Source organism: Vibrio sp. MACH09 (genome assembly GCF_033238805.1).
GTDB lineage: Bacteria > Pseudomonadota > Gammaproteobacteria > Enterobacterales > Vibrionaceae > Vibrio.
This window is the reverse complement of the sequence record NZ_BSFZ01000002.1, coordinates 463,239-480,046: the sequence shown is the minus strand read 5'-3', so window position 1 is coordinate 480,046 and position 16,808 is coordinate 463,239. Positions and strand designations below refer to the sequence as shown.

Here is a 16,808-nt window from a genome sequence, read left to right as displayed (position 1 = left end):
TCGCCACTAGGCTGAGACAAATAACAAGGGCGACCATTTGGTCGCCCATAGCGAAACTTGCAATCTTAATTGCTATCAATGAAGTAAGCCCATCTCCTCGGCTTCCTCTAATGTTAAGCCGCTTTCGCGAATTTCGCGCATCGCTTCAATACGACGACGAGCTTCAGCTGACTTAACGTTCTTCTTTGATTGCTTGGTGTCTTCTTCCGTGAAGTCCCAATTAGATGCAATGTTTGTCATTTCGTCATGATCAATTGAGTTGATAGACATACATACCTCCGTTCAAAACCCCATTAGGGACACTGCTTATTTAGCAAAGTGCCATTTCTTTGTTAAGAGAATCTGGTTAAGAATGTGAACTAGGCATAACTTCTATAATGAAGTTTATAAATCTGTCATTAAGGCTTTGCTTAAAAGAAATTTCAGTCATATTCTTAAAAGATTCCTCGCAATAAATGTAATGAGAGCTAGGTCTCGCTATTGCATCCTCTCAATTGAGCTAAACCAAACTCCTGACGGTAAATTTCAATATCAAACCAGAGTTTGTTGACCTTTCTCGAATACTTTTTACAACAAACTTTTGTCGATGGCATCATATCAAACGTCAATAATGTCTAATTTTCTGGAACGATGATCAAGGCATTCAATTTTGAACAGGCAAAAAAAAAGCGAGTACAAGTACTCGCTAAAAATCATAAATAAATGTAACTACATGAGCCAATCTATAATTAGATATGGATAAAGGGTTGTCTATTCGTCGTTAAGTTTACTTGGCAACCAAAACCGAGTGTCAGGGTTATGTTAGTATTCTGTCCGTAGTTGACTAAATTCCTATCGCAACATCATCTAAAGTCCTAAAGACTTCTTCATCCAGATGTCCCTGTAAAATGGACTTAGAGACTTTACGCCTTACCGCAAGGCCGGATATCAACCTTTCAATTGAAAGGTGCTTATTGGTAGATTGAGCGTTAAATAACTCGATTGTCTTACTAAGAATTTCATAATCGATAATATCATCGCCCACTTTTAACCAGTCCAGCTTCTCTATGAGCTCCTGACACTCTGTTTGAATCGAGGAAGGTGAATGCCCGGTCATTGCAGAAAGAGCCGTTACAGCTCTTTCTAGAGCTTCATTTGAGGTATATTTCGATAAAGTAATGGTTAGTTCATCGGCATTGATCTCAACAAGGTGCTTACGTAACTTAACTCTTCGCCCCAAACGGCCCCCTGATTTAGAGGGTTTACGTTGAATCGGTTCAAACTCACCATCAATAATTTCAGCCAGTTCATCCAATTTCTGCTTTGAAACCAATTCGTTACGAAGAGGGTTCGGTAACGTTGGCGCCATATTGCGTTTACCGGCGTTGGTGGTTCTTGCTCTAGAGTAACGTAGTACCTCTTCCACATTACATTTTATATCCAACAGGTAATCAGAGATCTTACCTTTTGTTTCAATCTCAGATATCACTAAGTGATAACCCCACAGGTTAACGGTAAACAGCGTATCTGTACTGTCATCTTTAGATAATTTCTTCAGCTCTCGAATCAACTCAGATGAGAACTTACGCCACTCAATATTTCTTGCGAGCTTTTGATTTAACTCACTTAATAACAGTGAATCCGTAAATCTTCGTGACATTCGGCTACGGAAAAATGAGTACAGTTGAAACACTAATGTATGTTGTTTCAATATCTCTGGTGGAAACAAGAAGAAGTAATCTTTTGTTAGCAACTCTTCATAAAATGATGGCTCCCAAACTAAAATATACAAATTGGGTTTAATTCGGATTTCACCAGATGCATCTTCAGATGGCGCTTCTTCTGACGCAGTGATGGTACGAGCTAAAAAACGGAAACGATCACTTTTAAACCCTTCGGGCATATTTTCACTTAACCAACGTCCGGCAAGTTCATGTAATTGAAAGTCGGTAAATTCAATACGATCGATACTTTCCCGGATCGAGTCTCTCGCAGGGCCACTGTCTTTTTTACCTCTCATTGATAGGATGTCGGTTATATACAGAGGCGTTTTGTTGGGGGTCTGCTGAGCGTTGATATGATAGTCGTCTTGGTGGTGCTCATGATATTGCACCGTTAATGTAAACAGAGCAAACAGAGTCATTAGATCATCAACGGTCATGATATTTTTTGATGATCGTGTCTCAATGATGGCTCTTGATCCTGAAATAGAGACCATCGATTTTTGATAGCTTTTTCTTGTTCTTGGTGGCGCTAACGCTTGATCAATGATCCCTGCCCAGTTTGTAGGGGAAACAATAAATTGATCCGCTTCATCCTTCATTGCTGGTGGCGTTTGCAGGCCGTATTCTGTTAATAAACGTCGGTTCACTTGTGTTTGAGCGAGCGCTTTTGATCGTTTCTGTTTCTCGGTCTGTTTAGACGTTTCCGTCATCAAACTTGAGGCGCCTAATACAGACACCAATTGGCTTGGATTAACAAAGCTATGCAGCATCGTTTTTCCTGCCAACCCTTCTTCGAACTTAACCGGCGTTTGAGTAAATAGTCCGATACTTACCGCGGCTCTTAATCTTTGTTGAATGGCTGCTCGCGTAAGGTGTCTATCTGTTGCTTCAACTATTTCTGTTGTAGAGACATAACCATCTTTACTGCTTAACCCTCTTAAAGAGATTAGATTCAACAATTCTAAAATACTTTTAGTGACGCCTTTAAAGTGTTGATATTGTTCGATCCAATCAACTGCGTTTTGTGAAACGGCAAATAGATGGCCATCTTTATGATTTCTTGGTAAACGAATTAATATTTTTTCTTCAGACTTCATTTAAGACAATCCATTTTTCATATGCCGTAAAAAGGTTATAGTTCCAAAGAGTAAATAAAATTAGATCATAAATAAAGAGAAATTTTGTTTGTGGGTTTATAACTGATCATAATGATTAATATGATCTATATTGATATAGTGATCTAATGATCTGGGCGTAAAATTATCTTTAACTCTTTGTATCTTAATGAAAAAAAATTAGCCCTATTCGGACGCATGATCATGGTGATTTCGGGATAGTGATCAAGGAAAGCCTGCAAGAATGATCATTACTTCTTGAAACAATGATCAAACGATCTTCGAATAAATGATCACTGTTTGTATGAAAGCATGATCAAGAACTTTACACACTTTATCCACAGAAATATGGATTATTGTTAATCATATTTATCTCGAACGGTTAGTTTGTTTGAGTTTTATGTTCTAGAAGCATGATCAAGGTATGAAAGATTGGCCTATTGCTTTGGTTTGGTTGTTACTCAAGTATTGGAATGCAAAATAGCAGGTAACACCTTGTTGCAAAGGGATATGCACAATATCGGGAAGCATGATCAAGAGATTTATTAATCGTATTGATTTCACTTTATGGCAAATCCAGTTGGCGATGGAGCAGGAAAACAATGTCAGATCCCTCATTCAATAAGCATTCGCCGTAATTTACCGTGTTTTTTACATGCTTCCGTAACGATACATCCCCTTGATCATTGATCCGATTATTGATCTCTTTATCTTTATTTTATTTGCTTAGTAAATATACACTTTTATTCTTGATCATCGTTTCGGCTGTTTATAGTTGAAGCGAAAGAATGATCAAGGTGCTCCCTTGATCATTCTTCCCTAATGGGTGGCAAGTTAGCGAGAGTATGTGGCTATATTTACAGTTCAACTCACATCTCCCGTAGTTTATCGCCGATTTGTTATCGTTCCGTAAAAAAAACAATTTTACACTGTAAATAAGTGACGCTGTGACATTTTAATTCTGAGGAGATTTGGGTAGCTTTACTTGAATTAAATTTAGCAAATTTTCATCAAATTTAAGAGGCTTTTAGAGGAAAATATATTCTATGCTTGTGATGTTGCTCTAAAATGAATGTTCAGCTATTTATTGAAATGTTCTTTTAATGCTGTACAATCATGCCCATGCATTTAAGTTAAGGTATAAGCTGATGAAACGTGAAAAAACCATTGATAATCTATATCAGTTGGCAGAGCAAACAAAACAGGTTCAAGCAGACCGTATTGAGATTGTATTAGAAGAGCGCAGTGAAGATCACTTTCCTCCTATGTCTAAAGCGCTAATGGAAACACGTTCTGGTCTTACTCGTAGAAAGTTGGATGATGCGATTAGTAAGCTGGAAGAAAATGGTCATCAGTTTACTAAAAATAATGCTAACCACTATTCTATTTCGTTAGCTGAAGCTCATATGCTAATGGATGCGGCGAAGGTCCCGGCTTTCCATCAAAGAAAGCAGAGTGAGAATAACAAACCTTGGGTTATTAATGTTCAAAATCAGAAAGGTGGAACGGGCAAATCTATGTCTGCGGTTCATCTTGCAGCCTGTTTAGCGCTGAATCTCGATAAGCGTTATCGTATCTGCTTAATCGACTTAGACCCACAAGGCTCCCTGAGACTTTTCCTTAACCCTCAGATTAGCATGGAAGTGCATGACAATATTTACTCTGCCGTAGATGTGATGCTTGAGAATGTACCTGAGGGGACGGTTGTTGACCGTGAGTTCTTAAATAAAAATGTATTGTTACCAACACAGTATCCAAATCTAAAAACTATCTCTGCATTTCCTGAAGATGCGATGTTTAATGCAGAAGCTTGGCAGTATTTATCAGAAAACCAGTCTCTTGATATTGTTCGTTTATTGAAAGAAAATTTGATCGAAAAGATATCTGATGATTTCGATATTATAATGATAGATACAGGGCCACATGTTGATCCGCTGGTATGGAATGCAATGTATGCATCCAATGCTTTGTTAATCCCTTGTGCCGCCAAACGTTTGGATTGGGCCTCGACAGTAAACTTTTTCCAGCATTTGCCTACTGTATATGAGATGTTCCCTGAGGATTGGAAGGGCTTAGAGTTTGTTCGACTCATGCCAACAATGTTTGAAGATGATAATAAAAAGCAAGTTTCTGTGTTGACGGAAATGAACTATTTATTGAATGATCAGGTTATGATGGCGACGATTCCTCGAAGTAGGGCCTTTGAAACCTGTGCGGATACGTATAGTACTGTTTTTGATCTAACGGTTGGTGACTTTGAAGGTGGCAAAAAAACGTTAGCTACAGCTCAAGATGCAATTCAAAAGAGTGCGTTGGAACTTGAGCGAGTATTACACAGTTATTGGAATTCACTAAACCAAGAGTAAAGAAAGATGGCAATTAAAACTTCTGAACTTAATGCTAAGTTATTTGGAAAAGCGAATAAGCGCAGAGCAACAACTCCGCAGCAAGCGCAGACAGCAGCGAAAGATAAAGCTCAAGTCATAGAACTTGCTGTTGCTGGAAAAGAGTTAGTTCAATTTGAGCTAATGACTATACCTGCGGATAAAGTGGCCTCTGATACTTGTGTTTTTGAACAAAACTCTCGTGAGCAGTCATTTTTAAATGAGCATGCACTTTCTGATGTATTGGTAACGCTAAAAGAGAGAGGACAGCAGTATCCGGCAGTAGGTCGACGTGATAAAAATGGAAAAATAGAAGTACTTGATGGTAGCCGTCGTCGTATGTCTTGCATCTTGGCTGAGAAAGATTTTCTAATATATGTTGCCGATGGTATTGGAGTCGAAGAAGCTAAGTTTTTATCTGATGTTGCTAATGCGCATAAGCCTTTATCTCTTTATGAAAAGGGAAAGGAGATGCAAGCAAAATTGGATAGCGGAGAAGCTGAAGATCAAAAAGCCTTAGCTCAGATATTCCAATGTAGTGAAGCTTTGGTGAGTGGCGCGTTAAAAGCCGCTTCATTGCCTCTGCCTCTGTTGCAATCATACCCTAATGTTGCAGAGCTCGGTCGACCAACAATGGTAAGACTGCATAAACAATATAATGAGTTGGGTGACTCTGCTAAACAAGCATTACTCGATAAGTGCGATAGTAATGGTGGTTTTATTTGGCAGCAAAGTGATGCCCAAGGTGTTGCTCGAATTACCAAGGAAGTGTCTGAGCAGTTAGAAGAGTGGATCGAAAAGTTACAGCCAAAGAAAACAGAGACAACCGCTAAGAAAGAGTTATTAGAAGGGCGAGTTCAGTACACAAGGAAAGGAGCTAATTTGGCTCTACAGCTGAAAAAAATAGATGATGATACAGTGGCAGATATTCTCGCCTATATTGAATCTAAGTTGAACTAAACCCAGTTCTCAATCAGTAAAAAGTCGCATTAGCGGCTTTTTTTTTTCTCTGTGATACCATTAGCTTTCTAGTCACTACATTATTAGATGCCACATGTTGCCTTTCTTACCGTTTCTACTCTCGCTATCCCAATTGGCTGAAAAACAGAATCATCGATATTTAGTCCGTTTGAAAGGGAGCAAGCAGTGGAAAGAGCAGCTCTTTACCTCTTTCATCCAGCAAAAAAGATATTCAGAAGTCATTAAATTGGGCGGTAGTTCAATTGAAGGGATCTCCAATTTAACTTATCGACAGGGGAGCAGTTTACTAGGAAAAGAGTGTGACTGTATTTTCTATGATTCTGTTAACGGCTTCGATGGTAATAGCCTGGCTGCGGCGTCTGGCTGTCTAAAAGGTGGCGGACTGTTTTTCTTTCATTTTGTAGAGTCAGACAATAACTCCTCTCGCTGGATTGCTGATCATTTAGAAAACGGCATTACTTTGGATCAGGCACAACCCTGTCCTGAGTTACCTTATGCAGATAATAGTAAACAGCAATGGGTAAAGAGCGAGGGGGAGCGAAGTTATGACGAGCAAAATTGCGCGATAGCCCAAATACATAATGTCGTCTCAGGACACAGTAAGCGTCCTTTAGTTATAACGGCGGATCGAGGAAGAGGCAAAAGTTCCGCTCTCGGTATTGCATCTGCGCAATTGATGATGCAAAAAGATATGGTTATTGCGGTAACGGCGCCCGCCCGAAAATCAGTATCACCACTGTTTGAACATGCAAGGTTAAATCTGGCTAATGCCGAGTTAGTTGAGCAAAACACTATTCAGTGGAAGCAGTCCCAACTGATCTATGTTGCTGCTGATGAACTGTTGTCGGGAGAAGTCTGTTGCGACTTATTGCTGATTGATGAAGCGTCTGCGATTCCAATAACGATGCTTAAAGCGTTAGTTAGCCGTTATCCTCGTGTTGTACTCTCCACCACTATTCACGGTTATGAAGGGTGTGGAAGAGGATTTACTCTCAAGTTTTATCCTTGGTTACAAGATAATAGGCCGGGATGGAAACACTATCATATCAATGAAGCAATACGCTGGAACAAAAGTGATCCTTTAGAAGAGTGGATATTTAAGCTGTTTTTGTTAAATCATGATCTTGATACTGACAAGGCGGTTTTATCTTCAAGTGATAGCAGGTCGTTTTCTTTAGTCGACAAGAATGAGTTGCTTCAATCCTCTGAGCTATTTCACCGCTGTTTTTCTCTTTTGGTTAATGCTCACTATCAAACTTCGCCTAACGATTTGTTGCAGATACTTGATGACCCGTCGCTTCACCTTTATGCGCTGCGTTGTAAGGAATCTGTTTTGGGCTGTTTGGTCGTAAAGCAAGAAGGTGATATTGAAGGGGAGCTTGCCAACGCTATTGTGGCTGGTTCAAGAAGACCAAAAGGGCATTTAGCGCCATCTTTAATTGCTAGCCAATACGGCCTAAAGGAAGCACTGTATGAGCCGTGTGTCCGGATTATGCGCATAGCGGTATCACCAATATTACAAAATAGTGGTATCGGAACGAGTATGCTGGATGAGTTAATCACTCGTAATGATTTTGCGGCCAGTTATTTTGCAACGAGCTATGGTGTGAGTGGCGATTTACTGCATTTTTGGCAAAAGAGTGATTTCATGCCCGTTAGGCTTGGCTCAAGCTATGATAAAGCCAGCGGTACTCACTCTCTATTAATGGCCAAACAAGTTAAAGCTATGCCATGGCTTGATACGGCATTGAGTTATTTCCCTCGTAATTTGTTATCACTATTGGCGGACAGTTTTACTACTTTAGATACAAGTCTGATTAAATCTATGCTTGCTTCGGATAATGTTGCAGCGCATAAGTTGAGCTCATCAGAACTGCAATTACTAAGCTTATACGCAAGCGGTGGAAGTTCTTATGAAAGTGTTCTGTTTCTATTAAGTGATTTTGTTGAGCAGCAACTGTTCAGCGCCAACGACCGTCTGTCGAATTTATTGATAAGCAAAGTGTTACAAAAGCGGACATGGTCGGATTGCGCCAGATTATATGGTTACTCTGGTCGTAAACAGACTGAGAGAGAATTGCGACAGCATATTCAGTTATTGCTGGAATTTACACTGTAAAGTGGGGGTGTTTTACAGTGTAAACTCTTAGTGTGATTTACACTGTAAACTGCAAAAGTAAATCAATGGTTAAAAAAATGAACATTTTACAGTGATGGAATACTAATTTTTGTCTAAACTTTTACAAATTGTTTCATTCTTTAGTTAGACTGGTTCTGAAACTTGATATGAGCTTTATGTGAAATGTGGAAAGAGATCACTCGATTAGCTGATGATAAGAAAAGTGTTATTGCTCAACTGCCAAGAGGCGATGAAGTTGGGCCTACTTTTAGTGTCCAAGGATTAGATACCTTACTTAATTCATTGGGAGCGGCGGCATTCTTTTATGATGAGGAAGAAGCAAACCGTTTTGTAAGAGCTGCAAAAGAAAATAAAAAATCAGCCTATGAAGGGGTGGTTGTTGCTCTTGAGAAAGACGCAGAAGTAATTGTGGATATTACTGACCACGATATGGTCGCGACAATGAAAGTGACCGGAGCATATGGAGGCAAGGCATTAAGAGGCCCTGATGTACTTAAAGTGCTGGCTGAAGCTCATGTGACGAAAGGCATCAATAAACTGGCTCTGAAGAAAGTTCTCTCCGTCAGCAGCACGTTATCTCCGGGAGAAGTATTTGAACAACCCGTTGCCGTTGGCACAGCAGCTAAACATGGGAAAGATGCCAAATTTGTCCCTTTAGTTGAAGATGTCGATAACAGAGTATTAGCTCCGCAAGAAACCAATGCTAAAACCCACAAAGTTGATATGCGAGATCTGGGCGAAACCATTACTGTTGCTGCAGGAGAAGCTTTGATGAAGCGCGTCCCTGCCACATCAGGTAAACCTGGTTTTACCGTACTCGGTAATGTATTGCAGCCAAAGGCTGGTAAAGATACACCACTAAAAGAAGGCAAGGGTTCGGCTTACGATAGAGACGATCCTAACTTACTCCGTTCAAGTAACCCCGGCATGCCGATCATCAAGAAAAATTCTGTCGATGTGGATCCGGCGTTAAGCTTAACGAAAGTCGATGTAACGACAGGTCACGTTAAGTTTAAAGGAAGCGTTGTTGTATCCGGTAATATTGAACCGGGTATGGTCGTTAGAGCAACTGGTTCATTGACGGTAGGCGGTTTCATCGAATCGGCAGATGTTCAGGCCCAAGAAGATATTATCGTCGGCAAAGGCATCATTGGCCACGCTGTTGATGATGGTGAAGATAAAGCGTGTGTGGTGAAAACTAACGGCAGTATTAAATCCAAGTATGCGCAATATGCATTTTTGCAAGCGACAAAAGACATCAGTTTAGAGCTACATAGTATGAATAACACGATTATGTGTGCGAGAGATTTTTCTGTTATAGACCCCAGTGAAAAGAAAGGGACCTTAAGCGGCGGTTTAACAAAAGCAGGGGGCAAAATCCTCTGTGCAAACTTGGGTGTTGAGGGGGATACGGCAACTCAGGTACAAGCGTTCGTCCGTTACAATAAGTATAAGCAAGGTATTAATGAGCTGAAAGAGAGATATCGTGTTGCGCAGAACAATACTATGGATGCTGTCCGTGCCGAAATTGAGTTAAAGAAAACCCCTAAATCTGAGCGCAGCGAGAAAGATGTTACTGATTTAGAGACGAAAAAGTCTGAGCTGAGCAAATTAATGGAAGAGGCGAAGACAAAGCTTGAAAGAGCAGAATCTGAGTTAGAACGATTACTTTCTGAAAATACGGTGACGGCTAGAAATCATGTCTTTACTCGTGTCACTGTCTTGTATGGAGATGAATCTGTTATTACAAAACGAGAGCATGGTTCCAGTGTGTTCTCCTTTAATCAATATGAGATTAAATGTCGCTCCATGGTTGAAGGTGCAGAGGAAGGCGAGGGAGAAGAAGAGCTATAAAAGCAAACAAGCATTAACCGGTCACTTTCTAAGTAGAATAAAAAATAGCCCTCAAATTGAGGGCTATTTTGATCACGCAACATTGCAAATAAAGCGGTGTAGAACCAATCTGTTAACTTACGGCTCGTACTCTGCCATGTTTTAAGTCGTCGAGAACTTGATGCTTAGGCCCATCCGCGATCACGGCGCCTTTCTCCATGACGATGATTCGATCGACGATATCCAACATCGATGTTTTATGGGTAATGAGAATTAATGTCTCGTTCTTACGCAGTTGAGCAAGTTGATTCTTAATATGCATCTCAGTACGATTATCCATGGCACTGGTCGGTTCATCCATAAGAAGAACAGGCGGACGGCCTAGCAATGCACGAGCAATGGAGACCGATTGACGTTGTCCACCGGAAAGCAGTAAGCCACCTTCGCCGACTTGTCTTTCGAGCCCTGCGGGATCTTGCTGAGTAAATACGGTAACACCCGCTCGGTTTGCAGCATCCAATACTTCTCTATCATCCACCAGCGTTTGACCTAACGTTATGTTATCTCTAATGCTGCCAAAAAACAGGGTACTCTCTTGCGGCACGCAACCAATGTTACGCCTTACATCCACATGATGCAGCTGGTTGATGTCTGTACCGTCGATACGTACATGACCTTCTGTCGGTTGGTACAACCCCATAATAAGTCTTTCTAGGGTGGTTTTACCTGAGCCTATTCGTCCAATAATTGCTACTTTTTCACCCGGATTAATACGGATTGATAAATCACGAATTGCAGCAATGGGGGCATCAGGGTAATGGAAAGTCACCTTATCCAGCTCAATTTTCCCTTGGATAATCGGACGGTGGATATAGCGTTTTCCTTCTTCCTGTTCGTCAGGCATTGACATCACTTGTTCAATAATCGTCATTGATGACTTGGCCTGATTGTAACGAGTAGAGAGTAATGACAACTGGACCAAAGGACCAATAGCACGCCCACTCAACATGGTAGCCGCGATTAATCCCCCCATGGTCAGTTCACCATCGGCAATAAGATAAACGCCGAGTATGATCATACCAACGTTACAAGATTGCTGAACTAAGCCGGCCATATTTTGGATAGTGTCGGTAATGCGACGGGTTTTGATGTTCCAATTAGCCATGTGAGCCACAGCTTCTTCCCATCGATACTGAAACTGACTTTGTGCACCAAACAGTTTTACTGACTCTAAACCCGCTAAGCTCTCAATTAGGTTGGCGTATTTTTGAGAAGCTAACCGAGAGCCTTCTTCGATACTCTTGCGTAAAGGCCCCTGAATCAACAGAGAGTGGATTGCCAGTATTAATACACCGATGATAGGGATAATGACCAAATTGCCAGCCAGCAGCCATATAACCACTAAGAAGAGCAGAGCAAAGGGCAGATCGATCAGTGCTGAGATAGTGGCGGAAGTAAAGAATTCTCGGATCGACTCAAACTCTTGAAGGTGTCTGGCAAAGGCACCGACAGAAGGGGGCTTCGACTCCATGCGGATGCCCATTACCTTGCTAAACAATTTTGATGAGATGATCACATCCGATTTTTTCCCTGCGACATCAATAAAATAGCTTCGCAATAACTTCAATATAAAATCGAATATGAAAACAACAAAAATACCTGACGCTAACACCCACAATGATTCAAATGCGAGATTTGGTACAACTTTATCGTATACTAGACGGGTAAACATCGGAGCCGCAATAGCAAAGATATTCACCAAAAGAGAGGCAATTAATACATCTCTATAGATATGTTTAGACTCAAATAAAGTTCCCCAAAACCAATGTCCATCACGGGTTTTCAATATCTCTGGAGAGCGCTCGTCATAACGAAACTGCTTTTTAACTAAAAAGTATCGTCCAATATACTGCTGTTCTAGTTCCTCCAATGGAATAGATACTGGCATGGTGTCGGATTCTGCTGTGACAACTTCCGCTTCACCGCTTTCACTGTTAACGCTAACGAGGACACAAGCATCGCCGTCTTTAAGCAGTAACACCGCAGGTAGAATTAAATCAGAGATAGCAGATAACTTGGCGCGATTCTCTTTGGCGACTAACCCTGCTCGCTCTGCAGAGCGAGGAAATAGGAATGGAGTAAGCCTACCGTCAGACAAAGGCAAACCATTGATTAATGCGTCAGGGGAATTCGCTAGTCCATAATATCTACTGATATAGATAAGAGAATTCAATAGTGGATCATGCATTGTGCTACGGCCCTTTATTTATCGACGATGAAGCCTTGGAACACTTCTATAAAGTGCTCAGACAGAAAATCTAATTGAGCTTGTGTTTCTACCCTTGAAGCAATGGTTGTCACACCAAGATCGTGTGCGGTTCTTGAAATAGAGGTTAACGTATAACGCTGTTTCTCATCTTCAATTTGATGGGTATATAGATAATCCAGTTTCACATATGTAGGTCTAAACTCATTGATGTAATCAAGTGAGTGGAAGTTTCGACCGTAATTATCAACGCCAAACTCTGAACCACTGCTGCGAATTGCGTGGCACAGTAGGGCGGTATGGTGTTGGTTATTCACAAAGCAGATCTCAGGAATTTCAAAATGCAGTCTATTGGCGACAGAGTGATGTTTTGATAGTACTTTGGTTAACCAGCGGATAAAGCTCGGTTCAGAAATACTGCTAACCGTTAAGTTAATCGCTATGGTTCCTTCGATGCTTCCTTCTTCTAGTCCCTTGATCATGCTTTCGATAACATACTCATCAAAGATGTAACCGGCATTCAGTTGCTCAAGAGCAAATAGGTACTGGTTTGCAGTATAGCGAGTGCCATCTTTCTCAATGGACGAGAAGACTTCTTTGTGGAAACTTTCACCATTTGCTTGGTTTGCTGACTGGAACTTAAACTCGATAGATTGGTTGTTAATCGCCTCTTCCACCAGTGCTTTCCACTGCTGTTTACCCAGCATCATTTGATCATTGCTATTAGAGACCAAGCCATAGCTCTGCTCTGGATGTGAATGCGCTAAAGAGAGTGCGTTATCCACTAAAGAGAGAATATCGGTAGTGGATTTGCGTTCTTCGTTATACACCAGACCTAGCGATAGCTCCATTGGCGCAGTACCTGTTGGGTCAGGCCGCATGTTTTGTGCATTATCTACAATATTATTCGCCAACAGTTTTAGCTCTTCTTCGCTGACATTAGGCAGAATAAAGCCAAACTCTTCGGTGTTGATTCTTGCAATGGTGACCGCTGGGGAGTTCATGGTAACTTTGAGATGGTCAGAAAGCTCCTTGACGAGTTGATCGCCAGTCTCATAACCGGACTCATCGTAAGCATCTTTAATAAACTGAGCTTGAAGGAGAGCAACCCCTCCTTTGCCAGACTCATTCAACCACTGAGTTAACTGTCCCATGAAGAATGAACGGTTTCCTAGTTGAGAGACAGGGTCCATATAAGCGCGTTTACGTAACTGTTCCGCTTCTTTAGCTTGTGCTCTAAAACTCTTTTCTACCTGCTTTGACATGGAGTTGATGCCTTCAACCACAGCAATGAGATCTTTTGTTCTCGGTTTTTCTAATGGCTCTCCAAAATGGTTTTTCGCAATATCTTCCATTTTCCGAGTGATCAGCTTTAGTGGCTTAAGTGCACGTGTAAGCATCAATGACACAAGAACAATACCAATCAGGAACATACCTAAAAAGGCGGTGGCCAGATTAACAAGAGCGGCCCAGAGTTGCTCGTAGGCGTCACCGGGGTGGCTAACGATCTCAATTTCAGCAAGCTGCATCCAACCACTGGTTACCACTCGACGATCATGTAACTTATTGAGGAAGTTAAGCTCAGTAAACCACTTAGGTACACCATTGGCGACTACGGGATAAGAACGGACAATCTCTTCATCGGTATCTAAAAAGGTCAATCGAACAACGGAGTATGAACTTCCGTCGAAAAGAGCGTTGATTACCGATTCAACAGCAACGCTATCTTTTTGTTCAAGATAGGGTGCTAAAGCTAATCCTACGGTATTAATGGTATTGTTCATCTCTGAACGTTGTTGCTGCATTAAGAAGTTGCGAGTGGTTTTGAACTCGACAGCCATTACTGAGCCAATCAGTATCAAAAATACAGCTAACATACCCGCGACAAGTTGTTTATATAATGTCATGGTGGTTACTCATCGTAGTTAATTATTGGTTTATTGAATTCCAGCGATTTATTGCGGGAACGTAGGTCATTCCATAAGCTTAATCTGGACGCTTTACCGGCCAGTTTTCCGCTTGCTTTTTCTTTCATGAGCCACAAGTTCTTACCGTTAAAGCTATAGATAGGCAGTAAGTCACGGCGTTTAGTGGCCGGTTTTATTTCTGGATCAATATTATCCAGTAGAACGGGTACAGCATTTGGGGTTGAGTAATAGGCCAAAACCATATGGAACTGGTTAAGTGTCAGTGACTTAACATAAACCAATCTCAGTTTCTTATCGGATATACCCAGTTCTAGTAGTGAAAAATACTTGGCGATGGTGAAGTCCTCACAATCGCCGGCGTTGCTTCCCAAAAACTCTAATGGTGTTGCCCAGTAATCGTTCTTTCCCCATAAATCGATATCATTGACAAAGTAGAGCTGATTAAAAAACTGATTTATCTTGCTCATCTGTTGCGATTCACTTTGAGACTTAAGTGACGCCATTGTTTTCCGCCAAGCATCGACTCGTTTACCTGCCCGAGGGCCATATGTATTTGATACTGCGTCAACCCAGCGCTGTTCCTGACTATTGAGAGCCAGTGAGGTTACTGAGAACATGAGTAGGGAGAGCAGTACTAGGCGAATCATCACGGCGTAATATCACCTATATTGAAATAATACATAGGCTGTTTATTCCCTGAGTGCGGTCTGTTTTGCCGAAAGAATAGGTTTCAACAGATAGTCTAAAACCGTACGCTTACCGGTAATAATATCTACGGAAGTGGTCATTCCTGGAATGATGGGCAGTTCTCCCATAGCCCCAAACTTATGCTCGTCAGTTCGCACTCGAACTAAGTAGAAGCTATTTCCCTCTTCATCTTGAATGGTATCGGCACTAATGTGTTCCAGAACGCCTTCTAAGCCACCGTATCGAGTAAAATCATAGGCGCTAAACTTAACAATGGCTTGCAAGCCCGGGCGCAAAAATGCGATATCTTGCGGGGCAATTTTAGCTTCAACTAAAAGCGTGTCTTCGGAAGGTACAATTTCAATTAGGTCCATGCCCGGTTGGATAACACCACCAACGGTGTTGATATAAAGCTTCTTAACTGTCCCTGTGACAGGCGAGATAACCACGGTACGATTCACTCTGTCTTCTAGCCCGACAGCAGACTCAGTGATGGCTGACAACTTATCTTGAGCCTGATTGAGCTTCTCTTGCTGCTCGGAACGAAATTTAAGGGCAGCATCAACTCGGCTCAATGTTGCTTCACGGATAGCCGATATTAAAGTCGGAATTTTGAGTTCAGTCGAGGTTAACTCTCGTCGAGTATCATTTAATTGACGTTGCAGTTTCAGCAGTTCAATTTTAGGAACCACCCCTTCGATGGCTAGAGGTTCTGTTATATCGAGCTCTCTTTTGGCAAAGTTATAACTGGTTTTCAGGTTTCTCGCTCTTGCTCTTAGTTCCACCAGCTCTTGTTGTTTCTGGTTTACCTGTTGCGCCAAAACGGATACCCGATTGTTTAAGTTCTCGAGGTCCTGTTTGTACTCTGCTAATTGTCGTTTTACAAGAGCGGGTTGTCCTTCAGACAACACCGGAGGAAAGGCAAGTTTATTCGAGTTGATTTTTACACTCTCTTGCCAGTTGCTGTTGTCAAAATTTTCCATTACCACAACACTGGTAATTGACGCGGATAATTGTAAAACACTGGCGGTAAGGTTTGCGACTTGTTGTTCGCGTTCCCTAAAATCAGATCGAAAACGTGTGTCATCAATTAATATGAGCTGTTGTCCCTCTTCGACCATTTCACCTTCTTTAACTAATAGGCGTTTAACTAATCCGCCTTCTAGGTTCTGTACGATCTGAAGTTGAGAGGAAGGAATGACTTTCCCTTGTCCGACGGTGACTTTATCTATTTGTGCCCAGCCAGCCCAAGCAATAGCGGCAATAAAAAACAGTACCATGATCCAAAGTAGTAACCTTGCACTACTTGGTGTATTGAGTAGCAGTGCTGCGGTTTTATCATCGATATAATCTAATTCATTATCTGTTAGCTTTTGATAATTCTTACTACTCATTCGCTATCCCTAGAGATTTATAACACCAGTTATTTGATGAAGACGGAGAACTCAAGCATTTTAAAAGGCTGATAGCACAGCTGTTGCCGTTGAGCGGAGTTACTTGAGTATATATTAATAATCAATTTTATTCTTTGTTAAGATAAATGTTAAGGTTCAGAGACTTTTATTTGGCTCTCAAATAGTTAGGTTTGGTATATTGACGGTATTGTTTGCTGCTATTGCCGCAAAACAACGATTAATCAGTGATTGATCTGTCTTGCTTGTTATAAGGTATATACTCATTTGACCTCAAGATTCAGGAGTCAGATCTGCATCAACAGGTTCAGTTCAAAAAAGATAATCGAAGCAATGGCATCCCCTTTCAAGGTTATCTG

The 16,808-nt window shown here is 41.2% G+C and carries 10 protein-coding genes; 4 read left to right on the top strand and 6 right to left on the bottom strand.

The window, feature by feature from the left end; translation table 11 throughout:
• Positions 1-75 precede the first annotated feature (75 nt).
• Together CHJ_RS17370 and CHJ_RS17365 are read right to left on the bottom strand one after the other, a co-directional pair.
• The gene (locus CHJ_RS17370) at positions 76-270 is read right to left on the bottom strand and encodes a PA3496 family putative envelope integrity protein (protein ID WP_171753331.1); all 195 of its coding nucleotides are present in this window, start codon (positions 268-270) and stop codon (positions 76-78) included.
• A 553-nt stretch (positions 271-823) separates the two neighbouring features.
• On the bottom strand, positions 824-2,800 hold the full coding sequence (locus tag CHJ_RS17365; RefSeq protein WP_171753330.1) for a replication initiator protein RctB domain-containing protein: 1,977 nt from the start codon (positions 2,798-2,800) through the stop codon (positions 824-826).
• Positions 2,801-3,966: 1,166 nt separating this feature from the next.
• On the opposite strand from CHJ_RS17365, the gene CHJ_RS17360 reads away from it, so the two are divergent.
• The 4 genes from CHJ_RS17360 (at position 3,967) to CHJ_RS17345 (ending at position 10,177) form a co-directional block, all read left to right on the top strand.
• Positions 3,967-5,184 carry a ParA family protein gene (locus CHJ_RS17360; RefSeq protein ID WP_317918430.1) on the top strand — a complete coding sequence of 406 codons (1,218 nt, stop codon included), beginning with the start codon at positions 3,967-3,969 and terminating at the stop codon, positions 5,182-5,184.
• 6 nt (positions 5,185-5,190) lie between these two features.
• Positions 5,191-6,162, top strand: coding sequence for a ParB/RepB/Spo0J family partition protein (locus CHJ_RS17355; protein ID WP_317918429.1), 972 nt, complete (start codon positions 5,191-5,193; stop codon positions 6,160-6,162).
• 94 nt (positions 6,163-6,256) lie between these two features.
• Positions 6,257-8,302: a GNAT family N-acetyltransferase gene (locus tag CHJ_RS17350; RefSeq protein ID WP_317918428.1), complete on the top strand. Its 2,046-nt coding sequence runs from the start codon at positions 6,257-6,259 to the stop codon at positions 8,300-8,302.
• Between the two features lie 183 nt (positions 8,303-8,485).
• Positions 8,486-10,177: a DUF342 domain-containing protein gene (locus CHJ_RS17345; protein ID WP_317918427.1), complete on the top strand. Its 1,692-nt coding sequence runs from the start codon at positions 8,486-8,488 to the stop codon at positions 10,175-10,177.
• A gap of 112 nt (positions 10,178-10,289) precedes the next feature.
• Here CHJ_RS17345 and CHJ_RS17340 read toward each other — a convergent pair whose 3' ends face one another.
• The 4 genes from CHJ_RS17340 to CHJ_RS17325 are packed head-to-tail and all read right to left on the bottom strand — an operon-like array spanning position 10,290 to position 16,431.
• Positions 10,290-12,404, bottom strand: a complete 2,115-nt coding sequence (locus CHJ_RS17340; RefSeq protein ID WP_171753325.1) for a type I secretion system permease/ATPase — start codon at positions 12,402-12,404, stop codon at positions 10,290-10,292.
• A 14-nt stretch (positions 12,405-12,418) separates the two neighbouring features.
• Positions 12,419-14,329, bottom strand: coding sequence for an EAL domain-containing protein (locus CHJ_RS17335; protein WP_171753324.1), 1,911 nt, complete (start codon positions 14,327-14,329; stop codon positions 12,419-12,421).
• 5 nt (positions 14,330-14,334) lie between these two features.
• Positions 14,335-14,997, bottom strand: coding sequence for a transglutaminase-like cysteine peptidase (locus CHJ_RS17330; RefSeq protein WP_171753371.1), 663 nt, complete (start codon positions 14,995-14,997; stop codon positions 14,335-14,337).
• A 42-nt stretch (positions 14,998-15,039) separates the two neighbouring features.
• A complete protein-coding gene (locus CHJ_RS17325) occupies positions 15,040-16,431 on the bottom strand; it encodes an HlyD family type I secretion periplasmic adaptor subunit (protein ID WP_317918426.1) in 1,392 nt (463 codons plus the stop codon).
• Positions 16,432-16,808 lie beyond the last annotated feature (377 nt).